Origin of the sequence: Bacillus sp. LLTC93, from assembly GCF_002993125.1 — a bacterium.
Lineage (GTDB): Bacteria > Bacillota > Bacilli > Bacillales > Bacillaceae > Bacillus > Bacillus zhangzhouensis.
Genome location: NZ_PVME01000002.1, coordinates 83,767 through 105,183, shown reverse-complemented (window position 1 = coordinate 105,183; position 21,417 = coordinate 83,767). Strand labels below are relative to the sequence as shown.

Sequence of the window (21,417 nt, the reverse complement as noted above, 5' to 3'; positions counted from 1 at the left end):
CCCCTTTTAAACAGTAAATACCCCCTCTTAATTGGTAGAAAATGAAGTTTTTTCTTAAATTAGTGTTTAAGAGACAAATGAAGGGGTAGTACATAAACATACCAATTAAAGGAGGAGTTAGAAATAATGAAAAAAACAAGCAAATTTTTTGTCAGTTCTGTGATTGCCACTTCAATGGTTGCTGTCCCTCTATCTCTTACGACTTTTGGTCAAAAAGCTGAAGCAGCTACGACAACAGGTGTTGATGGAAGTGTCTCTATTGATCCAGTAGCCATTGCTGATAAAATTGAACAAGCAGTAAAATCATCGCAAAATCGTGATGGGTTTGTAAAAAATGCAGCTTACAGTGCATTCTATGAAGCAGGTCAAAACTATAATGTGGTTGTTCAAAACTTAAGCCAAGACCATGACTTTAGCGGACTGAACAATGTTGTCTACTATGATAGTGTTGAATATGACGGTATTACGTTTGGTATTTGGGTATTTGAAGATGGCACGTTCGTCAACAATGGTGACGGCGGCTATATTAACTGGACCTTTGTTGGCAGCTTTGACCGTGAAGAAGGAAGCGGTACTGTCAATTTCCATAAAAGATTCTAATCTCATCGTCAAAAGTCTGCCGATCCATCGGCAGACTTTTTTTATAATGCACATTCTTCTATCTCAAAACCTAAATCCTCAATGATGTGATGATCGGTTTGGACTTGCTGGCCTTTTGTTGTTAAATAATCGCCTACAAAAATGGAATTCGCCGCATAAAGTGCGAGTGGCTGGAGCGTCCGTAAATTAAACTCCCTGCCTCCAGATACTCGAATTTCCTTTGTTGGATTGATGAATCTCATCAGTGCCAAAACCTTCAACGCTTTGATCGGGTGTGTCCGTTCTTGATGTTCAAGTGGCGTTCCCTCGATGGCATGAAGAAAGTTGACGGGGATTGAATCTGCATCAAGTGCTCTGAGCGCAAAAGCCATTTCAACAATTTGCTGATTGGTTTCGCCCATTCCAATAATGACACCTGAACAAGGTGACATACCTGACTGTTTGACCTGCTCAATGGTCGACACGCGGTCATCATATGTATGAGTCGTCGTAATTCGAGTGTGATGATCATGATGTGTATTTATATTGTGATTATACCGATGAACACCCGCTTCCTTCAGCCGCTTCGCTTTGTCTTCATTTAATAACCCAAGACAGGCACACACCTTCAAAGGCATGGTCTCAGTGATCTCCTTTACTGCTGCAGTCACCTCATCTAATTCCCGGTGAGAAGGTGCTCTTCCGCTTGCCACAATACAATAAGTCCCCGCTTTTCTCTTGAGCGCCTCACGCGCGCCAGCCACAATCGTTTTTTGATCAAGCATTGTATATCTTTCAACCGGTGCTGTTGAAATGATCGACTGTGAACAATAACCACAGTTTTCAGGACAATATCCGCTTTTTGCATTTAAAATCATATTCAACTTCACCTTTTTTTGAAAAAAATGAAATCGCACTTGATAGGCTGCATGCATAATAGATAACAATTCTCCATCATCTGCTTCAAGTATGTTTAGACCCTCTTGCATGGTGATCGGTTCATTTTTCATCGCCTGCTCCGCTATTGCTTCCCAAGACAAAGACGTTTGTTTTCCCATCATAAGCCCCTCTCAATATGTAAACTTATTTTTATTAAAAGTTAACATATTGAATGGGCATTGGCAAGCTGTGGATAAATGACATAAGAGAATCTACATTCAAAAACACCAAAAGGCGATGTACAGGAAGTCATCGCCTTTTGGTATGTAAAGATAAATTGCTTATCGAACAGTAATATAGTTAATCACAAGCTCACCTTGGGAATTATAGTAGGAAACTGTCACAGAACCGCGTTGTACGGCACGAATCCAAGTGAAATTCGGAGCAGTTTGATCTAATTGAATCGCATACGTTGCGCCTGACACAGAAATTTGGCTTGCTGGAAGAGAGACAGCAATCGAAGAACCTACAGTAAGCGTACGGTTCACAGTAATCACTTTATTCATAATAGGAGCTTTTGCTATGACTGGTTCTTTAGGTTGTGCAGCTGCATGAGCACCTTCAGTTTGGAAGAACGTAAGAGCACCTAAAGCAGCTAAAGACAATGTACAAGCTTTCATTAATTTTTTCATCGGTAACACTCCTTTTTTTGGTATATACATATATTAATAATAATAGAATTATATGTCAATAAAAATATGTGAAAAAAAGAGTATTTATGGTGAAAATTGTCACATATTATGTGAAGAAAGACGAGAAAGCAAAAAAATGCATGATGTTTTATTCATATGTCATTTTCTTTTTTAGGGGAAAAAGAGGCATAAAAAAAGCTGGGCGCATACCCAGCAACGTAAAGCTTTATGAAAAGAGATCATCAATCGTCGTCTCGCTGTTTTGGCTGACGGCCTTTTAGCTTCTCTTTTTCTCTAATGTAGTTAATAAAATCGATGGTTTGTCTTCGTGCTTCTTCGGAAAAATCGGAGGCAGCTTTAAACGCAATTTGCAAATCAGGATCGTCTGCAAGGTCGTCATCAGTTCCGCTTTTGTCTTTACCTGTGAGGAGATAATCCGTTGAGACTCCGTATAGCTCGGCGATTTTCACAATCATTTCACCGTCGGGTTTTCTCAATCCATATTCCCAGTTTGCATAGGTAGACATCGCCTTCAATCCGAGCTTTTTAGCAACGGTTGACTTACTCCATCCATGCTTCTCTCTTAATTCAGTTAAAATCTTTCCAGTCAAATTATCCATTGGAAACACCTTTTTTCATATTATGTGTAAATTTTATCATGAATTACACGGAAAAGATAAAAAAATACACAAAAAGAATAAAAATATGATTGACTTACTCGTTTCGTGTATATTATCATAATGAATATAACTTACACATAATGAGTAAGAGGTGGAAATATGAAACTTGAAAAATTACGAGAAGAACGAATATTGCAAGGAAAAACACAAACTTATATGGCGAAGAAACTTGGATATAAGTACACGAGTGGCTATGCGAATATAGAAATGGGCCGAACGAAGCCTAGCTTAGAAATGGCAAAGCATATTGCAGATCTGTTAAATATCGGTGTCCAAGAGCTTTTTTTTGCTCAAAAGTTACACAAAAAGAGTAACTCTCTAGAGAGAGAGCGTGTTTAGAAAAGGGGAGACGAACAGAATGAATATTGAGCATCCGATGGTGACTCAGATGAATGACTTTGGATACCCAAAAAGTTACTGGTCATATGAGATGAAACGATGTGGCTATCAAGCAGAGGCAGAAGAAAGTCAGGAGGGACATGACGATGATCAGACATCAGTTGACGTTTGATGCCCGCAAAGAAGCGCAGCTTTGTTTAGTACAAGCTGGCGGCTGGATCACCTTTCATCATAAGGAACCAATCTTTGTTTTCTCCACGGCAGAAGAGAAGCAGACATACATGACCCTTATGGCAGACAAAGCCACTGATGCAAATAAGGAGGGGGTCTGAGCGACATGAATCGATTGAAGCAAATCATGACATTCATGAAATGCTTGCTCAAAGCGAGTAAAAACGAACAAGACATCCGCCAGTGGGCAAAGGATGACGGAAGAGCGTAACATGGTCATTCATTTTATCATTGAGACAGAGCACTTGTTAACAAAAGAGACGTTCATGAAAAGAATCCGAGCTGCGGCAAAAGCACAATGCCCGCAAAAAATAAAAGGCGCACTTTCACTTGAGATACGTTTATTTCACCACATGCCGCTTGACATAGCTGATTGCCAAACCAATCGTTCATACGCAGAAAAAGGTTTAATACGCCCGGTGCACGTCAGCATCTTTCAGCCAAGTCTACAACATATTCAAGAAGCACTTCGCTCCATTGCCGACGAAGTCCCTCTACAGATTGTGGATTTAAGAGTTTCTCAGTTTTATAGTATGCGCCCAAGAGTTGAAATCATTTTAAATACTGTAGATGACGGCATGAGGTCATCACTAAAAAGGAGACAAGCATATGAACGAACCAAAACAACTATTGATTCAAGAAAATCAGACATTTGTTGGTGAAATGGAGAAAGGAAAGATTCAAGTCATTGTGTTAGATGGAAATGTAGGAACGGCCTATATGATGGATGTACCTGAGCATGGAAAAACCATTATTCAAACGGCAAAAGGGCATTTTGCAAGAGTAGATCACGAAATTGGTTTTAAAATCAGCTAGCTTATTAAACAAATCAAAAAACACAATACGTCCAAGACGGAAAGCCTGCGGACACTGATCACGACCCTGCTAAAAGGGGACTGATTGGTGTCCGTTTTTTATTTTCATAAAAAAAGGGAGAGAGCAAATATGCAAGATTTACTTATCGAATACAAACGAGCGTTAAAGGATGCTAGAAAAAGATATGAACCATATAGAGAAAAAGAAGACAAACAGCTGTCAGTTCAAGACAAGCATGATAAAAAAATGATTGCCAGTATGGTCAGCGATCTAGAATACGTGGTGGAATGGCTTCAAATCGGAAGAGAGCCAGGCGCGCGCAGAGGATTAGACAGACGTTCTGTTTATCAGCGCACCATTCTTGCCAATCCAGAAGTACTAGAGGCTTTATCACATGAATATACCCTCATTCAAGAAAAAGAAAGAGAAGTCAGTGAGAGGGATAAGAAACGAATTGATGAAGCTTTAGCCGTTTTAACAGATCGAGAGAAGGACGTCTTCTTTATGCACACCACACAAGGATTATCATTTAGCGAGATTGCGATTATGCTGGATGTGAAAAAAGGAACTGTCCAAAAACATATGGAGAGAGCTCGGACCAAAATGTCCAAAAAAGTGCAAGAACGCCTATTCAAAGCTGCTGAATAGGTGTTTTTTCTTTAGAAAATAAATCAATTAGAGCTTGTCTTACAGTTGCCACCTATAGTTAGAAAGACCAAACGGATGTTTGCTAGCCCTACACAAATGATTCCTTCACAGGAAATCGTTCGAATTAAAAGGAGGCGGCAGGTGAATGTAAATGAAAGATAAACGAATACAAGCAAAGCAGGATTATATGAAAGGGATGACGTACCAGCAGATAGCTGATCATTACAATGTCTCCATCCATACCGTCAAATCATGGAAAAGACGATACGGCTGGCAAAGACAACAAACATCGCCAAAGCAGGCGCACTCGATCTTCAATCAATTTCTTTCGGATGAAACGATTGAAATCATGGAGAAAATGGGTGGGCGCACATCACTTGATATCATCTGGGACCAAATTCAAATTCAATACGCAGCCATTATTCGCGCGCAGCGAATCATGTATGTTGAAGATCAAGCTGACATGATCAAAGAGCTGAAAAAGGCGGCATACATGCCTTCTTCATTAGAAGAAACAGTAGAAGGCATTCAGCCAGAACAAGAAATCAGCACAGAAGAATTCTCATTTCAATTTTCATGGGATCGACAGGCCACATTTTTAAATGCCCAATCTCGTGCAATGGGTGAACTCAGACGTCTCATTAAACAGTTCGAAGAGCTCGCTCACGCGAAGGATGAACGAAGATTAAGGCTAAAGCAAATTGAACTGACGATCGAAAAAACAAAAAAAGCCGTGCGTGAAGAAAAAGAGGAAGATCTTCACATCATGATCAAGCGAAAAGAGGAAGACTCATGACGCCGTTGATTGAAAAAGAGGTCAATCCTCACTTTGAACACTTTCTATTTGATTGGAATCAAAAGTTTCAATTTTTAGTAGGCGGCTATGGCTCCTCCAAAAGCTACCACATAGCTTTAAAACTGATCTTAAAGCTACTTGAGGAAAAGCGGACAGCCCTTGTCATCCGAGAGGTGTATGATACGCACAGGGAGTCGACATTTTCTCTATTACAAGAGATCGTCAGCGACCTTAGCATTGATCATGTGGTGAAGTGCCGCAGTTCGCCACTTGCACTGACATTTCGAAACGGCAGCAGCATCTTATTTAAAGGGCTCGACAAGCCTGAGAAATTGAAGTCGATCAACAATATCTCGATCATTTGGATTGAGGAGTGTTCAGAGGTCTCTTATGAAGGCTTCAAAGAGCTGCTTGGAAGGCTGAGGCATCCAGTATTACCTCTTTATATGATGTTATCGACCAATCCTGTTGGTCAGGATAATTGGACGTACAGACATTTCTTTCGAGATGAACAGCTGAAGCGATTTGTTCTTGATGACGAGACATTATACAAAAAGCGAACCGTCGTCATCAAGGATACGTACTATCACCACTCGACGGCAGAAGATAACCTATTTTTGCCTAAAAGCTATGTGAAGCAGCTGGATGAGCTGAAAGAATACGACCCGGACCTTTATCGAATTGCGAGGAAGGGGTTTTTTGGGATCAATGGTACAAAGGTTTTTCCTCAATTTGAGGTCAGAAGCCATTCTGACGTAGTAGAAGCGATTCAGCAGATTGAAAGACCGCTGAAACGAGCAGGCATGGATTTTGGTTTTGTTGAATCGTACAATGCGCTCATTCGATTAGCCGTCGATCATGAAAAAAAGTACTTATATATTTATTGGGAATATTACGACCGCGGAAAAACAGATGATGAAACAGCCGTTGATCTGAGAGAGTTTGTAGAATCAAAGGAACTCATTAAAGCAGACGCAGCAGAGCCTAAAACCATTCACTATTTTCGGCAGCGTGGATTTCAAATGGTGGCTGCACATAAGTTTCAAGGCTCACGCTTGCAATATACAAAAAAGATCAAACGGTTTAAGAAAATCATTTGTTCCGATGCTTGTCCGTATACAATCTATGAACTTCAATCACTGACCTACAAGGCAGATAAGGACGGACGCCTAGAAGAAGATGAATTTCAAATCGACCCGCACACATTATCAGCCATCTGGTATGCGCTGGATGATTATGAAGTGACGGATTTGAAACAGACCGCTTTGGAGCGTGTCCGTCCAAACAGAGAGAGGAGGTCCATACAATGAAACAATTGAAAGCCACGATTATGAAGGCAAACATGTCTGATCACACAAAACAAATGTATGCAGATGAATTTTCCTACGAAAAAGATGACATTGTACCCCCGCCCTATAATATCAATGAATTAAAAAGCATGGCAGAATACTCGACCATTCTTCAGCAATGTATTGATGCTTATAAAACAAACATTTTAGGCTTTGGTTTTGGGGTGGAATATGCCTTTGACTTTAATGCAGAAGGTGTGAAACCGGCAAAAAAGAAGACCGCAGAGAAGGAATGGACAAGACTTGAAGAGTTTACGAAATACTTGAACTATGATGAGTCGGCCGATGTGATTCTTGGCTATGTCCTCGAAGACCGAGAGAAAACGGGCAATGGTTTTTTAGAGGTGCTTCGAGATGGACAAGGGAAGCCGGCAGGAATCGAGTATTTAGATACACTCCATATCCGCATTTGCAAGCTGAGTGAGCCAGTCGATGTCGAATTCCGATACACAGAAAACGGCGAATTGAAGACGATGAATCGAAAGAAACGATTTCGTAAATATGTACAGGTGATCAATGAAAAGAAAGTCTTTTTCAAGGAGTATGGTGATCCGCGCATATTAAATTATGAAACAGGCAAATACGATGCCAGCACGCCAGAGCCGCTTCAAGCAACAGAAGTGATCCATTTTAAAATCGGCAGTGGAACGTATGGGATTCCCCGATGGATTGGCAACATCGTGAATATGTACGGAGCGCGCAAAGCAGAAGAACTGAACTATCTTTATTTTAAGCAAGGACGGCATGTACCTGGTGCCATTATTGTTGAAAATGGAATGCTGTCAGAGTCGTCCTATCAGCAGCTTCAAGATTATATGGACGATATTGAAGGATCTGATCATGCGCATAAATTTTTATTGCTTGAAGTAGAAGGTCTTCCAACGGAAAAAGGGTTAACAGGTGAAGAAGATGTATCAAATGTCAAAGTGAACTTTAAATCCCTGGCAGAGATCTTGCAAGAAGATGCGCTCTTTTTAGAATACGATGAAAAAACTAGGAATAAAATCCGCTCCGCTTTTCGCCTGCCGCCTATTTACACAGGTGAGTCTCAAGACTATAACAAAGCCACAGCAGATACTGCGCGTAAAACAACAGAGGAGCAGGTATTTCAGCCTGAGCGGCATCTCATTACAGGGAAACTCAATACCCTTTTCCTGCCGGACCTTGATATATGGCATGTCCGCTTTCTATTAAATGGACCTGATTTTAGAGATCCATTAGAGATCGCCAAGGTTCTGACGCCATTTATTCAGGCTGGGGCAGTGTCACCAAATGATTTGCGAGATCTGGCGGGACGCATTCTTGGGAAAACGTTAGAGGAATGGCCAGAGGAGCTCTATCACCGGCCCTTAGAAAGCCGCATAAAAACAACTGAAGAACAGCCTCAATCAGAGCCGAACCAGCTGGAAAAATAAACAGAAGGACGTGAGCTTTTTTGAAAGGGGGTGAACATATGCCAAGAGAATTAAAAAACGCAAAAATTACGCATGTTTCCTATGTGGACAGGGCAGCAAACCAAAAGAAATTCTTTTTAATGAAAGCAAAGAAGAGGCAGCCTGACTTTCAAAAGGAAGTCAGTGTCCTCACAAAGGCAGAAGATGCTCATCGCCTAGTGTATGGGGTCGTGTATGAACCGAATACACCAGATGCACACCAAGACTTTATGTCAGCAAAGGAAATTGAACGAGCGGCTCATGGATTTATGAAGGATGCCCGTCACATTGACAAACAGCATGATTTTCAAGATGGTGTTGGCGAAGTCGTTGAATCATACATTGCCCCGGCGGATTTTGAAGTAGGCGGGGAATTGATTCGGAAAGGGTCTTGGGTGCTTGTGACAAAAGCTTCACAAGATATTTGGGATCAAATTCAGCAAGGCCACATTACAGGCTACTCAATGGCTGGGACGGCGGACATCGTGGCAATAGAAGAACAAGATCAGCTCCTGTCCCAGGGCACGAATGAGAGGGGGCTTTTTTCTTTGCTGAAAAATTTCTTTTTGAAAGAGGAAGGTGCAAACATGTCACAACAATTTTGGAGCGCTTTAGACCATCTGCTGGAAACCTTACAGTCGAGTGATGGTGATGAGTCTAGCGTAAGAGCTGCGCTTGAACAATTGATTCCAATTGTGCAGGACGTTTTGAAGACAGATGATGTGCTTCAAACGGTTGGCGAAAGACCAGCATCCGTTCAAAAGCAAGATGCCGCTTTGACGACGGACCAAGTACGAGAGCTCGAAAAAGCAAAAATGGCAATTGAGAACGTCTTACAGCAGGCTGAACATCAGGATACAGATCAAGCAGGGGAAGAACCTGTCCAAAAAGTGCTCGAGCAAGTGGTTGCACCGATTCGTCATCAGCTTTCTTCATTAGAGAAATCAGCCAGCAGAGAAAAGTTAGCGATGCAGCAAGTGCTTCAGCAGCAGCTTTTGCCTATTTCAGAGCGGATTCACATGCTTGAAAAAGCGCGGGGCATGTCAAAACAAACAATCCACGATACACAAAACGACAGTACAAAGCCCATTTGGGATGGCTTACTATAAGCCAAAATAAGGAGGAAACAGTGTGAGAAATCAAGAGTTGATTCGCAAGGCCGAAATGACACTTGCCAGCTTAAAAACCGGCGGTCTCATGAACGCAACCCAATCCAATACATTCATTAGAATGATGCAAAACACACCAACCGTTTTAAATGATGCACGCATCATTCCGATGGAAAGTGATTCACAAAAAATCGAAAAAATCGGCTTTGGCCAGCGTATTTTGCGTCCAGCAGAAGAAGGAAAAGCGCTTGATGCAAAAGACCGTGTTGTCCCAGCGACAAGCACTGTCCAGCTCAATGCAAAAGAGGTCATTGCAGAGATTCACATGACCTACGACAGCATTGAAAACAATATTGAAAAAGACGGGATTCAGCAGACGATTATGCAAATGCTGGCGGAACGAGCGGCGGTAGATATTGAAGAGCTTATCGTCAATGGTGATACAACATCATCAGATCCGTTTTTAGCTCAAATGGATGGCGTAAGAAAACAGGCAGTATCTCATATTGTGGATGCAAATGGAGCAGAAATTAGCCGTCAAATGTTCAAACAAGCCTATAAAGCGATGCCATCAAAATATTTACGTGTTCCTCAGGATTTCCGTTTCTATACATCTCCAAGTTTAGAGGTCGAGTGGAAGGATCAAGTAGCAAACCGTCAGACAGGCTTGGGAGATGCAGCAATTCAAGGCGGACTTTCCTCCGCATTTGGTGTTCCTGTCAAAGGTCTTGCCAATATGCAGCCATATGACGAAGAGGGAACAGACGTATCAGATATTTTACTGACACACCCTAAAAACATTATCGTAGGTTTTTCTCGCAATATTCGTATTGAAGTAGAAAAAGATATTCGCAGCCGTAAGTTTATTATTGTCCTGACAGCGAAGCTAGACAGTAAATTTGAGGAAGAGGATGCTGTAGCAAAAGTGATGAAAGTGAAAGAGTAGGTGACGGCAGGCCATGATTATTTCTGCTGAAGAAGTACAAGCCTATTCTGTATTTGATCGTGTGAAAAATCGTTCTGTAGAGAGACTGACAGCAGATATCATCGAAGCAGAAGCTGCAGTATTTCAGATCGTAGGTCACGATTTCACAAGTGAAAAATATCAGCCCCTCCCTGAAAAAGCAAGAATCGCATTATTAAAAATGGCCCAGTATTTTGCCATGCTGAATGATGATGAATCTATGGTGAAAGGCTTTACGTCAGAAAAAATGGGCGATTATTCATATGCGAAGGCAGCTGATCAAGTCAAAGGCAGACCTCATGTATATGCCTTGCTTGTCGATTACATTGAACCATCGCTCACTGGCGGCAGTGCCAAATTAAAGGTGAGATCATTATGAGTTATCAATCTCTATTAACGGATCGCTGTGATCTTTATCACCTTGAACGTGAGGAGGCGGCCCAGGGTAAATTTGGGATTCCAGCTGGGGATTTGCAAATAACACTTTCCTATTCTGATACTCCGAGTTTGAGAGATGTCTCTTGCTATGTCATAGAAAAAAGTCAGTCACTCGTGCAAGAAGAACCGAAGACAGTGATTTATCAATCCTATCTTGTCCATTTTCCTTTAGCAAGTGATATTCGCTTGCATGACAAGATGGTGTGGAATGGGGTCTCGCTTAAATTACAGCAGCCCAAAATAGTGAAAAATCATCACATTGAAGTGATGGCAGTCAGGAAGGAAAATCTATGAAAATTGATGGACTTGATCGGCTGCTTTCACAGCTACAGACGGCATGTGATGGCGGCTTAAAGGCAGAATATCAAGATTGGTTGCAGGAGATGGGCTTGCAGCTTTTAGACATCATTCAGGATGAATTAATCAAGGAGAATGCGGTCGATACAGGCCGGCTTCTAAGCTCCTTTAGGCAAGGTGATAAGGAGAATCATTTTCTCATCTCACGGGGCCGTCTCACGCTTGAAGTGGGGACGCAGCTTGATTATGCTTCATACGTCAATGACGGACATGCCACTTCTTCAAATGGAGAGCGAAGATGGGTACCTGGCAGATGGGCTGGTGGCCGCTTTGAATATGATCCGAATGCAAGTACAGGGATGATGCTTGCATCTCAATGGATTGACGGAAATGGCTACTGGGACCATGCTGTCATGCTCTATGAGCAAATGTTTGAACATTCGCTAGATCGGAAGCTTCAAAGCTGGATCGATCGACATTTTGGGAGGTGATTGAATGAATCAAGAAGTCGGGGCAATCATGCATTATATCTACACACACTTTCCTGTCACAATGTATGATCGCCTTCTGCCAGAGCGCTTTCAAGTTCCGTCTGTGTACGTGCCGCCAGTGACAGTCATCAGCGGTCCAGATACGGTCTCTACCTTTATGAAATCTTATTCGCTGCAAGTGAAAGTGTTTCATATCGATACAGAAAAAGCGCATGATGCGGCAGAAACAGTCGTCGATGCATTGCTTGCTGATCGTCAAATCATTCAGATGATGAGCGAAGATGGAGAGGTGCTTGATGATTATGTCCGCATAAAAAGAGTGGAAACAAGAATCATAGATCAAGGCGTAGCAGCGATTGTCCTGACGTGGGATAGCAGCTATTGGTACAACCGAGACAAACAGCCAAGCCTTGAAAATATCAACTTTTCAGATGGGGTGATCAAACGTGAGCAAGACTAAAAAAGCACAGCTCGATCAAACAGCTGGCGAAGAAAAAGAATTTGGCTTTTCATTTGAAGCCTTAAAAGAGCACAGTAAGGATCTTTTTGGGGTAAAACCAGAAATCCTTGAAGGTGCTCTTTTTTATATCAAACATCAGCCAATTACAAAAACAGAAGCAAAGAAGCATATTGATGCTTTTTTGTCCAAGGAGGTTTAAAGGATGAACGGAGGCACTTTTACACCAGGTACAGAGAAAAAGCGTCCTGGTATTTACTTTAATTTTAAAACAACAGCAGAGCAGCGAATTACTTTAGGCGATCGAGGTACGGTGGCACTTCCTCTTGTGATGAGCTGGGGAGAACCAAAAACCTTTATTTCCATTTCCAATATGGAAGATTTAAATAAAAAGATCGGACTTAACATTGATGATAAGTCACTCCTTCTTTTCCGTGAAGCAAAGAAAAAAGCACAAACGGTCTTGCTTTACCGCTTAAATGAAGGAGAACCAGCCAAAGCCGAAATCGCAGAAAACTTTGTCGTCACAGCGAACTATGGTGGCCAAAAAGGAAACGAGATCACTGTACAAGTCGCAGAAAATGTACTTGATAGCACAAAGCGCGACGTTATCACCTATCTTGGAACAGATATTGTCGATAAGCAGATTGTCACTGATGTCAAAGATCTTGTGAAAAACAAATATGTTCAATTTTCTGGTGAAGGTGAAGCGGTCATCACAGCTGGTGTGGCACTAAGCGGCGGGAAAAATGGTGTGGCAAGTGTCGCAGATTACACAGCTTTCCTAGAAGCAGCCGAAACAGAATACTTTGATGTCATTGCTCTTCCTGTTGATAATAGCGAGCAATTAAAAGCAACCTTTGCCTCATTTATAGAGCGTTTACGTGATAAGCAAGGACGTAAAGTGCAAGGGGTTGTCGCCAATTATGCAGCTGACCAAGAGGGGATCATCAATGTCACAAGCGGTGTTGTTCTAGAAGACGGAACAGAACTGACGCCTGCTCAAACAACAGCATGGGTCGCAGGTGCAAGTGCAGGAGCGAACTTCAATCAGTCATTGACCTTTGTTGAATACGAAGGAGCAGTCGATACATTAGAACGTCTTGACAATGATCAAGTCGAATACCGATTATCACAAGGGGAGTTCCTTTTCACCTTTGATGCGAGAGATCGTACTGTGAGTGTTGAAAAAGATATTAACTCTTTGACAAGTTTTACAGTTGAAAAGAACCAGCAAATGGCGAAAAACAAAATCATTCGTGTGCTTGATGCGATCAACAATGATTTAACGTTTGAATTGAAAAATTTGATTAAATTACGTAAAGCCAATGGCAACGACATCCCAGCATCAGATGATGGTGTGCAGCTTGTGAAAACACTCATTACGCAGTATCTCACACAGCTTCAAGATGGCAGCGGCATTACAGGCTTTAACTCAGAAACAGATATCGTGATTGGTCTCAATGAAGATCGTGATGGATTTATGATTGATTTAGCGGTTCAACCAGTAGATGCAGCAGAAAAATTCTATTTCAATGTGGAGGTGAAGTAAGATGGCTTTTAAAGCGCAAAATACAATTTCAGGTAAAGAAGGTCGTCTTTTCTTAGAAGGTGAAGAGCTAGCATTTATCAAAACCTTCGAAGCAAACGTGGAGAAAAACAAATCAGAAGTCAACGTCATGGGCCGCCGAATGACTGGTCATAAAACAACCGGTGCAAACGGAACAGGAACTGCGACGTTCTATAAAGTCACTTCACGTTTCGTTCAACTAATGCTCAACTATGTGAAAAAAGGGGAAGATCCTTATTTCACTCTTCAAGCTGTGCTTGAAGATAAATCATCTGGCCGAGGCACAGAGCGTGTGACATTATTTGATGTCAACTTTGACTCAGCTAAAATTGCTGGACTGGATGTCGATTCAGAGGCACTTGAAGAAGAAGTTCCTTTCACATTCGAGGACTTTGACCTGCCTGAAAAGCTAAAGAATTCTTTCTAATAGGTTATGTGAATTCGCTAAGTAACATTGGCAGATTGAAAAAGGAATGTGTTATAATGCAGTTAGAATGCTCAAAGCATTCCAAAAACAGAAGATGATGTTTACATGCAGAGTGATTTGCATATAATAAAAAGAAGCCAGGATGTTGGCGCATCCCGGCAATGTACAATGAGGCCCTTCAAGGGGCTGGCTAATCGAATAGGATGTTCAGGATAGACTTTCCCTTTTACCTACCAAAGCTCAAGGGGGGAGTCTATTTTTTGTCTATATACGTCAACAGGGCAATGATAAATGACCCGAATGCAAGCATTAACATCAGTGCTTGAAATGTTGACATGAGCATCACCCCCTTCCTATCGGGGATGAGCCAGACGCCCTTGAGCAAGCCGTTCAATTGTACAATTTAGATTATACATGAAAAGATTGGAAAGCACATTCAAAAAATGGATGTGCTTTTTTGCATTCAAAAAAACAAACCAAAGGGAGTTTTTAAACATGAGCGAAAAACAAACATTTGATCTTTCATTTTTTATGCCAGGACAAACAGTAGAAGCAGAAGAAGTCAAAGTACCGATTTCCAAGCGTTTTGTTGATAAAAAAGGGAATGTCATTCCTTTTGTCTTTAAAGCCATTACAACTGAACGGATTGATGAACTTGAAAAAGAAAACACAACCTTCAAAAATGTCAAAGGCAGAGGACGTGTGAAGGACTTAGACAGTCAGCGCTTCTACGCACGTATTGCGATTGAATCGACGATTTACCCAGATTTCCGCTCAAAGGAATTAAGAGAAGCCTACAGCACACAAGATCCAGTTGAAGTCGCAAAACGTGTTTTATCTGTCGGCGGTGAATACGCAAACTGGTTAAACAAAGCCATTGAAATCAACGGGTTTGAAGACGAAATTGAAGATTTAGAAGACGCAGCAAAAAACTAATAAAAGATGGGGATAAAGAAGCCGTATTTTTATATTACGCCATGCACGAGCTTCACTATTCCCCATCTGAACTTCTTGATTTATACGAAGCACCAAGACAATTCAAAGCGTTCCTATTCGGACTCATCAGCTACAAGCTAGACATGCTAGAAAAAGAAGCAAAGAAAGGAGGTAAATAATTGGCGAAACTCACAGCACGGTTTGAATTAGAAGACAAAGTATCGAAGAAACTTATGCGCATTCAAAAACGATTTCAAACGTTTGAGAAGCAGCTCAAACCATTTAGAAAACCTGTGAAAATAAACCTGGATATAGATGACAAGAAATTAAGAAACTTCAGTTTATCGCTTCGGAAAATTTCAGTGATTTCCATGAGACTGGATCAAGGAATCTATCGTGATCTAAAAGCATTAAACAATCAGTTAAATATGCTCCCAAATCATCTGGTCATATCCATTCAAGCGAAGGGGCTGGATGTCATTAAATCCAGCATAGATCGTTTGAAACAAGTGGGGACAAGTCCCATGATGCTGACGTTTAAACTAAACGATCAATTGTCAGGGAAAATGTCATCAATCAAAAAAACAATCCTTCAGCTCATGAACAGAACCTACTATATGAGATTAAACATGGTTGACCAAGCCACCGCTGCAATTCAACGAATCAAAAAGACACTCAAAAGCTTGACGATGTCTAAACACGAAATCAGAGTATCTGTTCAAGACAATGCAAAGAGTAAGTTGAAAAAACGAGATCAAGCAGAGTCGGTTGTGAAAGAACAAAACATAAAAAAAGAGCCTGAGGCTGTTAGTCCGTCAGTGAAAACGGAAGATCCTAAACAGAGCTGGATCCAGAACCTTGCCAATAAGGGATTAAGTGAAATTCAAAAATATGCAGGTGACGTTGCAGATAAAGTGAAGGAAAAATTGAGTCCTAGAAAGTTTTGGGATGAAAAAGCACTTCCTTGGGTTGAAAATAAAATAGAAGAGTACAAGCAAGATGTGATCGGAAGAATTAAAGAGAAAATTAAATTTAATCCTGAAAAAAAACTAGATCAATTGGTGACTAATGTATTAGATCGATTCTTAGGTGCAAGTGATCAATCAAGTGAAAGTACCACTCAGGCACCAACAACAGCACCAACAACAGCACCAACAACAGCACCAACAACAGCACCAACAACAGCACCAACAACAGCACCAACAACAGCACCAACATCTACACCATCAAATCCAGCTCCCAAAACGAAACCTCAGTCACGAGGTGGAAAAGGCTTGTTTCGCAATAGTTGTTGCCCCTGTTGTGCAAGAGGTTTAAGCAGGGGAGGTTCTACTAAAACTAAAAATCGAAATGGTCGCTCACCAAGACAGACAAGAAATCCAAATGCTACATCAAGGGCCGAAATGAATAGAAGACCTCCAAGTAGATTTGGGAAACTGAAAACTAATGCCGGCAAATTATTTGGTAAAATCCCTAATGGACTAAAGAAAGGTGCGGGTATCGCAGCTTCAGCTGCTGGACTTACGGGTTTAGTGAAAGGTAGCAAGGGGTTAAGTGGATTAGGGAAAGCGATGAAAAGTATAGGTAAAGGGAGCGGCAAGTTATTAAAGAAAGTACCTATTCTAGGAAGTGTACTTAGTGCAACAAATCTAATCGGTATGAACAAAGAGAATGCTGGTGAAAAGATTGGTACGACTGGAGGCGGCATCGCCGGCGGAATGGCAGGTGCAGCTATTGGAAGCGTAGTCCCAGGGATAGGTACAGCCATCGGCGGTCTAGTAGGCGGCATCGCTGGAAGTATGGGCGGAGAATCTATCGGTGAAACAATTGGAAAATGGTTTGATGGAGGCGGATTTGAAAAGATTGGCCAAAAAGCCATTGAAATCAAAAATCAAATTGTCGAAGCTTGGTCAACAGTCGCGGCTTGGTTCACAGAAAATGTATGGACACCATTAAGCAGTACGGTTGTCACAGTAGCGTCATCCATTTGGTCAAGTTTAGTCAATGCCTGGACATGGATACAAGAAACGTTCAGTGCAGTAGCAGGCTGGTTTATTGAAAATGTATGGACACCGCTCAGCGACACAGTTGTTACGGTAGCAACGACCATTTGGACAAATCTAGTCAATGCCTGGACATGGATACAAGAAACATTTAGTGCAGTTGCAAGCTGGTTTATCGAAAACGTTTGGACACCGCTCAGCGACACAGTCGTTACGGTAGCAACAACCATCTGGTCAAGTCTAGTCAATGCCTGGACATGGATACAAGAAACGTTCAGTGCAGTAGCGGGCTGGTTTATTGAAAACGTTTGGACACCACTGAGCAGTACAGTTGTTACAGTCGCTACAGGGATTTGGACAGCATTATCAAATGCATGGAAAAAGATACAATCAATCTTTGGGGCTGTATCGACATGGTTTACGGAAAATGTGTGGAATCCACTTGTAGATACCGTAGGAACCATTAAAGACAGTTTCGGGAAAAAGTTCGAAGAAGCGTATAAAGTGGTGACAGATATATGGGATGGATTATCCAAATGGTTTGAGGACAACATTCAAAAGCCGATTGTAAAAGTAGCTGAAGCTATTGGTGATGGGTTTTCTAAAGCGTTTGGCTGGGTCAAAGATTTGTTTAATAAGGCTGGCGGTGGGGTTGATTTTGTATTGAAACATGTCTTTGGAGGTGCTGATAACAATGCCACAGGCGGCTATATCACCCAGCCAACCTTATCATGGGTCGGTGAAGCTGGTAACGAATTTGTCATTCCAACTCAAAATAACCGAGGACGAGGAAAGATGCTGCTTGCACAGGCTGCTTCTCAACTTGGAATGTCTGTTGTGCCAAGCGGAGTGGCAGGAAATCAAGTGTCAAGCTCTCCAGCTCCTACAGCTGTAGCTTCATCATCTTCTGTCGGTTCAATAGGCGGATCGGTCTCAATGGATGGGAACATTCAAGCTTCCGGCATAGGTGAGCAATTTAATAACGATTTTGAACAAGGGTTAAATCATAAAGTGATCTCTCTTGATCAATGGAAGCAAAAAAATATTCAGCAGCCATTTAATCAATTGACATCAGATTCAGGAAAGTACGGACAACAAACGGTTTCTGCATTTGCGACTGGCCAGCAAATGACACCAACAGGAACAGACAGCTTTTTGCAAAGTCGTGTAACAGCACCATACCAACAAGTGATGACAACATCACCAACTTGGGGTACTGGAACGGTTAGTGGTTTTGCAACAGGTCAAAATGCTACATCAACTGGCACAAACCAATACGTAGATCAACACGTTAAACAACCATTCCTGCAAGCAAAACAAGAATCACCAGGCTGGGGTTCAGGAATGATCGACGCCTTTAACAGCGGCATGCGTTCAAAAGCAAGTGAAGTCACACAAGCCGCCAAAGAAATGGCGAAGAAAGTAGAGCAGGCGTTTAGAGAGGAATTAGACATTCATTCTCCTTCACGCGTCATGATGAGCTTGGGGAAATTTGCATCGATCGGTGTCGTCAAAGGACTCGACTCAGTTGATGTGAAAAAATTTGCTGAAAATCAGGCTGGTTCATTAATCGGAGCCTTCAGCGGTATGGGGGCTTCAGGTCTTAGTGTTCAGCAATGGCTCATGGCAGCTTTAATGGCAACGGGCACATCTATGAACTGGCTTCCAGGTCTTATGACCATCGCACAGCATGAATCGAATGGAAATCCGAGAGCAATCAACTTATGGGATTCCAACGCTAAAAAGGGAACGCCTTCTAAAGGCTTAATGCAAACCATTGGACCGACGTTTAACTCCAATAAAGGCAAGGGCATGAATGATATTTGGAACCCGATTCATAATGCCGTAGCCGCCATTAACTACATTAAGGGCAGATATGGAACAGTCTTCAACACGCCGGGATTACGGAGTATGAGAAGAGGCGGTCCTTATAAAGGCTACGCAAATGGCGGACTGATTACTCAGGAGCAGGTGGCTAGAGTTGGTGAAGGAAACAAACGCGAATGGATTATTCCTGAAGAAAGAGGCATTCGCGGTAGGTATTTATTGACGCAGGCAGCCAAGGCACTTGGGATGCAAGTATATGATCCATCAAATGCATCTGCTCCTTTACCAGAATCACAGATGCAGCAAGTGACCTCAGTTCAGTCAGCTGGTAATACAACATCGTCAGGTACTAAACAAATCATGATTCAATTCAATGGAGATCAGCATTTCCATAATGGACAAGACCAACAATCGCTTGTCGAAAAAATGAGACAAATGCTTGTAGATGAACTGGAAGTAGAGCTTCATACAGGAACGAAGGGGGTCGTGATCGATGGGTAAATCAGTATATCAGTTGTGGATTTCCCAAGGAAAGGACAAGTTGCGATTCCCTGTCCTTCCATCCGAACTCGAAATCACAAATAACGTACAAAATGAAACAGTGAAGGTCGCCTCTTTTGGAGAACTGACCTTTATTGACGTACCATCGGCGAAGCAAGTGTCATTCACATCATTATTTCCTAAGAAATATTCGCCGATTGCTGAATATAAAAGTATTCCATCACCAGAGAATGCGATAGCGAAAATTGAACGAATGATGCGTTCAAAGAAGTCCGTGCGGTTGATTGTAACTGGAACAAAGATCAATATGACATGCAGCATTGAAAGCTTCACCCACAAGGAAGGGTCATATGATATTGGAGATCGTGAATTTACGATCGAGTTAAAGGAATATAAAACTGCGTCGCCTAGGAAAATCAAACGAAAGAAAAAAGCAAAACAAACCAAAAAGAAAAGGCCATCAAAAACACCACCAAAATTGTACACCGTCAAAAAAGGTGATACTTTGTGGGCCATTTCAGGCCGATTTTATGGTGACAGTACGAAATGGCGGCGTATTTGGAATGCCAATAAAGCAGCGATGATTAAACGAAGTAAACGTAATATTAAGCAGCCGGGGTATTGGATTTTCCCTGGGCAAAAATTAAAAATACCACAATAGGGGGGCTGGCATTGATTGAGCTTTTTGCCATCAGAAGCGGCACCATGTATGAGCTTGTCACAGAGAGTGTGACACTTCAGGGGCAAAGGTATCAAGCCCCTCGCTCTATTCAGGCAAATATTATCACTAAGCAAGGCAGTCAAACGTATTACCGTGTCTCAGAAGGAGACACGGTTCTTTTTAAATGGAAAGGAAGAGAGCTGTTCAGAGGCATCGTTTTTTCCCGGACGCCGGTTGAAGGGAAGTTGACCTTTACCGCATACGATATGCTTCAATATTTGGTGAAAAACCAAGATGTTTATGTTTTTTCTAATCAAAGAGCAGATCAAATCTTGAGGCGGATTGGGACTGACTTTCAAATTCCAATGACCTCCATCGCAAATACAGGACATGTCGTGAAGTCTCTTGTTTTTAAAAATGATACGAGTTTGTATGACATCATTCTGAAAGCATTAAAAGAAACAAAGCGGCAAACCGGCAGAAACTATCAAATTTATTCTGCTAAAGGCAAGATGGGGCTGAGAGCTTGGCCAGATCCAGAGGACGTATGGGTCATTGAATCAGGCGTCAATCTCATCGGTTATCAGTACAGCACCTCCATTGAAGAGACAGCAACACGTGTGAAGATGCGCACGTCTGTAGATGAACAGGGGAAGAATAAGAAAAAAGGCAGCAAATCAGATCTTGTGGTGATCGAACAGGATAAAGCAGGTCAGAGTAAATACGGCATTTTACAGCATGTTGAGACGGTAACAGGTCAAATCAACCAGCCGCAGCTTCAAAAAAGAGCCAAAGTACGGCTAGCAGAGAAAAAAGGTGTCAAACAAGAAGTGAAAAGCATACAAGCGCTAGGAATTCCCGAACTGCAAAGCGGTCTCCCAATCTATTTGAAAATCCCTGAAATCAATGTAAAAAAAACCTACTGGATCGATCAAGACAAACATGAATTCAATGGAGTGAAACACACCATGACCATTGACGTCGTCGAGAAAAATTCCATGCCAAAGGGTGATCAAGCGTGAGATTAAGTGAAGCGATTAAACGATTGGCTGTTAATGCAGTAGACGCAGCCTCTCCAATTGATCTTGTCATTGGAGAAGTCACGGCGGTTTCCCCACTCAATATCCGATTAAATGAAAATAGTAAGCTGATCATTCCCGAAGAACTACTTATTTGGCCGAAACGCTTAAATAAGGGTGAGGATGATGAACTAAAAGCGGGAGACAGTATTATGGTGCTCGCAATGGCAGGGGGACAGTCCTTCTATATCATCGACAAATTATAAGGGGGGTGA

Annotated in this window: 29 protein-coding genes; 25 read left to right on the top strand and 4 right to left on the bottom strand. The window is 41.8% G+C overall.

Annotated features, from left to right (window positions below; all coding sequences use genetic code 11):
* The first annotated feature begins 126 nt into the window (after positions 1 to 126).
* Entirely contained in the window at positions 127 to 600 is a 474-nt protein-coding gene (locus C6W18_RS05820) for a stress protein (RefSeq protein WP_105926635.1), read from the top strand.
* 41 nt (positions 601 to 641) lie between these two features.
* Here the strand turns inward: C6W18_RS05820 and bioB are convergent, their stop codons facing one another.
* The 3 genes from bioB to C6W18_RS05805 all read right to left on the bottom strand — a co-directional run bounded on the left by bioB (position 642) and on the right by C6W18_RS05805 (position 2,770).
* On the bottom strand, positions 642 to 1,637 hold the full coding sequence (bioB, locus tag C6W18_RS05815; RefSeq protein ID WP_105926633.1) for a biotin synthase BioB: 996 nt from the start codon (positions 1,635 to 1,637) through the stop codon (positions 642 to 644).
* Between the two features lie 162 nt (positions 1,638 to 1,799).
* Positions 1,800 to 2,150 (bottom strand): hypothetical protein, encoded by a 351-nt coding sequence (locus C6W18_RS05810; protein ID WP_105926632.1) that lies wholly within the window; start codon positions 2,148 to 2,150, stop codon positions 1,800 to 1,802.
* A gap of 242 nt (positions 2,151 to 2,392) precedes the next feature.
* Entirely contained in the window at positions 2,393 to 2,770 is a 378-nt protein-coding gene (locus tag C6W18_RS05805) for a helix-turn-helix domain-containing protein (RefSeq protein WP_034317299.1), read from the bottom strand.
* A gap of 159 nt (positions 2,771 to 2,929) precedes the next feature.
* Between C6W18_RS05805 and C6W18_RS05800 the strand changes: the two genes are divergently transcribed.
* The 18 genes from C6W18_RS05800 (at position 2,930) to C6W18_RS05720 (ending at position 14,195) form a co-directional block, all read left to right on the top strand.
* The gene (locus tag C6W18_RS05800) at positions 2,930 to 3,169 is read left to right on the top strand and encodes a helix-turn-helix transcriptional regulator (RefSeq protein ID WP_105926631.1); all 240 of its coding nucleotides are present in this window, start codon (positions 2,930 to 2,932) and stop codon (positions 3,167 to 3,169) included.
* Between the two features lie 19 nt (positions 3,170 to 3,188).
* Positions 3,189 to 3,341, top strand: coding sequence for a hypothetical protein (locus tag C6W18_RS20005; protein WP_180275504.1), 153 nt, complete (start codon positions 3,189 to 3,191; stop codon positions 3,339 to 3,341).
* Complete coding sequence (locus C6W18_RS05795) at positions 3,316 to 3,501, top strand: hypothetical protein (protein WP_105926630.1); 186 nt, start codon at positions 3,316 to 3,318, stop codon at positions 3,499 to 3,501. Before C6W18_RS20005 ends, C6W18_RS05795 begins: the two co-directional genes overlap by 26 nt.
* A gap of 93 nt (positions 3,502 to 3,594) precedes the next feature.
* A complete protein-coding gene (locus C6W18_RS05790; protein ID WP_223251646.1) occupies positions 3,595 to 4,062 on the top strand; it encodes a holliday junction resolvase in 468 nt (155 codons plus the stop codon).
* 1 nt (position 4,063) lies between these two features.
* A complete protein-coding gene (locus C6W18_RS05785) occupies positions 4,064 to 4,216 on the top strand; it encodes an XtrA/YqaO family protein (protein ID WP_373465696.1) in 153 nt (50 codons plus the stop codon).
* 129 nt (positions 4,217 to 4,345) lie between these two features.
* On the top strand, positions 4,346 to 4,864 hold the full coding sequence (locus tag C6W18_RS05780; protein WP_105926629.1) for a sigma-70 family RNA polymerase sigma factor: 519 nt from the start codon (positions 4,346 to 4,348) through the stop codon (positions 4,862 to 4,864).
* Between the two features lie 151 nt (positions 4,865 to 5,015).
* Positions 5,016 to 5,660, top strand: a complete 645-nt coding sequence (gene terS, locus C6W18_RS05775) for a phage terminase small subunit (protein WP_105926627.1) — start codon at positions 5,016 to 5,018, stop codon at positions 5,658 to 5,660.
* Positions 5,657 to 6,970, top strand: coding sequence for a PBSX family phage terminase large subunit (locus tag C6W18_RS05770; RefSeq protein ID WP_105926625.1), 1,314 nt, complete (start codon positions 5,657 to 5,659; stop codon positions 6,968 to 6,970). The genes terS and C6W18_RS05770 overlap by 4 nt, the downstream gene beginning before the upstream one ends.
* Positions 6,967 to 8,424, top strand: coding sequence for a phage portal protein (locus C6W18_RS05765; protein WP_105926623.1), 1,458 nt, complete (start codon positions 6,967 to 6,969; stop codon positions 8,422 to 8,424). Before C6W18_RS05770 ends, C6W18_RS05765 begins: the two co-directional genes overlap by 4 nt.
* A 38-nt stretch (positions 8,425 to 8,462) precedes the next feature.
* Positions 8,463 to 9,551, top strand: coding sequence for an XkdF-like putative serine protease domain-containing protein (locus C6W18_RS05760; RefSeq protein ID WP_105926621.1), 1,089 nt, complete (start codon positions 8,463 to 8,465; stop codon positions 9,549 to 9,551).
* A 22-nt stretch (positions 9,552 to 9,573) separates the two neighbouring features.
* Positions 9,574 to 10,497, top strand: coding sequence for a phage major capsid protein (locus tag C6W18_RS05755; RefSeq protein ID WP_105926619.1), 924 nt, complete (start codon positions 9,574 to 9,576; stop codon positions 10,495 to 10,497).
* 13 nt (positions 10,498 to 10,510) lie between these two features.
* Positions 10,511 to 10,894, top strand: coding sequence for a protein YqbG (gene yqbG / locus C6W18_RS05750; protein ID WP_034317322.1), 384 nt, complete (start codon positions 10,511 to 10,513; stop codon positions 10,892 to 10,894).
* Complete coding sequence (locus C6W18_RS05745) at positions 10,891 to 11,247, top strand: YqbH/XkdH family protein (protein ID WP_105926617.1); 357 nt, start codon at positions 10,891 to 10,893, stop codon at positions 11,245 to 11,247. Before yqbG ends, C6W18_RS05745 begins: the two co-directional genes overlap by 4 nt.
* The gene (locus C6W18_RS05740) at positions 11,244 to 11,741 is read left to right on the top strand and encodes an HK97 gp10 family phage protein (RefSeq protein WP_105926615.1); all 498 of its coding nucleotides are present in this window, start codon (positions 11,244 to 11,246) and stop codon (positions 11,739 to 11,741) included. Before C6W18_RS05745 ends, C6W18_RS05740 begins: the two co-directional genes overlap by 4 nt.
* A 4-nt stretch (positions 11,742 to 11,745) precedes the next feature.
* Positions 11,746 to 12,201 carry a phage tail terminator family protein gene (locus C6W18_RS05735; RefSeq protein ID WP_034317330.1) on the top strand — a complete coding sequence of 152 codons (456 nt, stop codon included), beginning with the start codon at positions 11,746 to 11,748 and terminating at the stop codon, positions 12,199 to 12,201.
* Positions 12,188 to 12,400 (top strand): YqzN/YkzM domain-containing protein, encoded by a 213-nt coding sequence (locus tag C6W18_RS05730; protein ID WP_034317333.1) that lies wholly within the window; start codon positions 12,188 to 12,190, stop codon positions 12,398 to 12,400. The genes C6W18_RS05735 and C6W18_RS05730 overlap by 14 nt, the downstream gene beginning before the upstream one ends.
* Positions 12,401 to 12,403: 3 nt before the next feature.
* Complete coding sequence (locus tag C6W18_RS05725) at positions 12,404 to 13,750, top strand: phage tail sheath family protein (RefSeq protein ID WP_105926613.1); 1,347 nt, start codon at positions 12,404 to 12,406, stop codon at positions 13,748 to 13,750.
* Position 13,751: 1 nt separating this feature from the next.
* A complete protein-coding gene (locus C6W18_RS05720) occupies positions 13,752 to 14,195 on the top strand; it encodes a phage tail tube protein (RefSeq protein WP_034317337.1) in 444 nt (147 codons plus the stop codon).
* Between the two features lie 253 nt (positions 14,196 to 14,448).
* On the opposite strand, the gene C6W18_RS05715 is transcribed toward C6W18_RS05720, so the two are convergent.
* Positions 14,449 to 14,538: a putative holin-like toxin gene (locus C6W18_RS05715; protein WP_072368332.1), complete on the bottom strand. Its 90-nt coding sequence runs from the start codon at positions 14,536 to 14,538 to the stop codon at positions 14,449 to 14,451.
* 152 nt (positions 14,539 to 14,690) lie between these two features.
* Between C6W18_RS05715 and C6W18_RS05710 the strand changes: the two genes are divergently transcribed.
* Genes C6W18_RS05710 through C6W18_RS05685 form a run of 6 tightly spaced genes read left to right on the top strand, consistent with a single transcriptional unit; the run spans position 14,691 to position 21,408 of the window.
* Positions 14,691 to 15,131 (top strand): phage tail assembly chaperone, encoded by a 441-nt coding sequence (locus C6W18_RS05710; RefSeq protein WP_008344099.1) that lies wholly within the window; start codon positions 14,691 to 14,693, stop codon positions 15,129 to 15,131.
* 41 nt (positions 15,132 to 15,172) lie between these two features.
* Positions 15,173 to 15,310, top strand: a complete 138-nt coding sequence (locus C6W18_RS05705; RefSeq protein ID WP_008344097.1) for a hypothetical protein — start codon at positions 15,173 to 15,175, stop codon at positions 15,308 to 15,310.
* Positions 15,311 to 19,462, top strand: a complete 4,152-nt coding sequence (locus tag C6W18_RS05700) for a transglycosylase SLT domain-containing protein (RefSeq protein ID WP_223251645.1) — start codon at positions 15,311 to 15,313, stop codon at positions 19,460 to 19,462.
* A complete protein-coding gene (locus C6W18_RS05695; RefSeq protein WP_105926610.1) occupies positions 19,455 to 20,123 on the top strand; it encodes a LysM peptidoglycan-binding domain-containing protein in 669 nt (222 codons plus the stop codon). Before C6W18_RS05700 ends, C6W18_RS05695 begins: the two co-directional genes overlap by 8 nt.
* Positions 20,124 to 20,134: 11 nt before the next feature.
* Complete coding sequence (locus C6W18_RS05690; protein WP_105926608.1) at positions 20,135 to 21,145, top strand: XkdQ/YqbQ family protein; 1,011 nt, start codon at positions 20,135 to 20,137, stop codon at positions 21,143 to 21,145.
* Entirely contained in the window at positions 21,142 to 21,408 is a 267-nt protein-coding gene (locus C6W18_RS05685; RefSeq protein WP_008361642.1) for a DUF2577 family protein, read from the top strand. The genes C6W18_RS05690 and C6W18_RS05685 overlap by 4 nt, the downstream gene beginning before the upstream one ends.
* Positions 21,409 to 21,417 lie beyond the last annotated feature (9 nt).

Coding starts and splice junctions, on each gene's coding strand:
- C6W18_RS05735 (WP_034317330.1), top strand. CDS start 11,746: ATGAATCAAGAAGTCGGGGCAATCATGCATTATATCTACACACACTTT.
- C6W18_RS05720 (WP_034317337.1), top strand. CDS start 13,752: ATGGCTTTTAAAGCGCAAAATACAATTTCAGGTAAAGAAGGTCGTCTT.
- C6W18_RS05820 (WP_105926635.1), top strand. CDS start 127: ATGAAAAAAACAAGCAAATTTTTTGTCAGTTCTGTGATTGCCACTTCA.
- C6W18_RS05785 (WP_373465696.1), top strand. CDS start 4,064: ATGGAGAAAGGAAAGATTCAAGTCATTGTGTTAGATGGAAATGTAGGA.
- C6W18_RS05705 (WP_008344097.1), top strand. CDS start 15,173: ATGCACGAGCTTCACTATTCCCCATCTGAACTTCTTGATTTATACGAA.
- bioB (WP_105926633.1), bottom strand. CDS start 1,637: ATGGGAAAACAAACGTCTTTGTCTTGGGAAGCAATAGCGGAGCAGGCG.
- C6W18_RS05725 (WP_105926613.1), top strand. CDS start 12,404: ATGAACGGAGGCACTTTTACACCAGGTACAGAGAAAAAGCGTCCTGGT.
- C6W18_RS05710 (WP_008344099.1), top strand. CDS start 14,691: ATGAGCGAAAAACAAACATTTGATCTTTCATTTTTTATGCCAGGACAA.
- yqbG (WP_034317322.1), top strand. CDS start 10,511: ATGATTATTTCTGCTGAAGAAGTACAAGCCTATTCTGTATTTGATCGT.
- C6W18_RS05805 (WP_034317299.1), bottom strand. CDS start 2,770: ATGGATAATTTGACTGGAAAGATTTTAACTGAATTAAGAGAGAAGCAT.
- C6W18_RS05695 (WP_105926610.1), top strand. CDS start 19,455: ATGGGTAAATCAGTATATCAGTTGTGGATTTCCCAAGGAAAGGACAAG.
- C6W18_RS05745 (WP_105926617.1), top strand. CDS start 10,891: ATGAGTTATCAATCTCTATTAACGGATCGCTGTGATCTTTATCACCTT.
- terS (WP_105926627.1), top strand. CDS start 5,016: ATGAAAGATAAACGAATACAAGCAAAGCAGGATTATATGAAAGGGATG.
- C6W18_RS05800 (WP_105926631.1), top strand. CDS start 2,930: ATGAAACTTGAAAAATTACGAGAAGAACGAATATTGCAAGGAAAAACA.
- C6W18_RS05790 (WP_223251646.1), top strand. CDS start 3,595: ATGACGGAAGAGCGTAACATGGTCATTCATTTTATCATTGAGACAGAG.
- C6W18_RS05760 (WP_105926621.1), top strand. CDS start 8,463: ATGCCAAGAGAATTAAAAAACGCAAAAATTACGCATGTTTCCTATGTG.
- C6W18_RS20005 (WP_180275504.1), top strand. CDS start 3,189: ATGAATATTGAGCATCCGATGGTGACTCAGATGAATGACTTTGGATAC.
- C6W18_RS05770 (WP_105926625.1), top strand. CDS start 5,657: ATGACGCCGTTGATTGAAAAAGAGGTCAATCCTCACTTTGAACACTTT.
- C6W18_RS05795 (WP_105926630.1), top strand. CDS start 3,316: ATGATCAGACATCAGTTGACGTTTGATGCCCGCAAAGAAGCGCAGCTT.
- C6W18_RS05780 (WP_105926629.1), top strand. CDS start 4,346: ATGCAAGATTTACTTATCGAATACAAACGAGCGTTAAAGGATGCTAGA.
- C6W18_RS05765 (WP_105926623.1), top strand. CDS start 6,967: ATGAAACAATTGAAAGCCACGATTATGAAGGCAAACATGTCTGATCAC.
- C6W18_RS05810 (WP_105926632.1), bottom strand. CDS start 2,150: ATGAAAAAATTAATGAAAGCTTGTACATTGTCTTTAGCTGCTTTAGGT.
- C6W18_RS05740 (WP_105926615.1), top strand. CDS start 11,244: ATGAAAATTGATGGACTTGATCGGCTGCTTTCACAGCTACAGACGGCA.
- C6W18_RS05715 (WP_072368332.1), bottom strand. CDS start 14,538: ATGCTCATGTCAACATTTCAAGCACTGATGTTAATGCTTGCATTCGGG.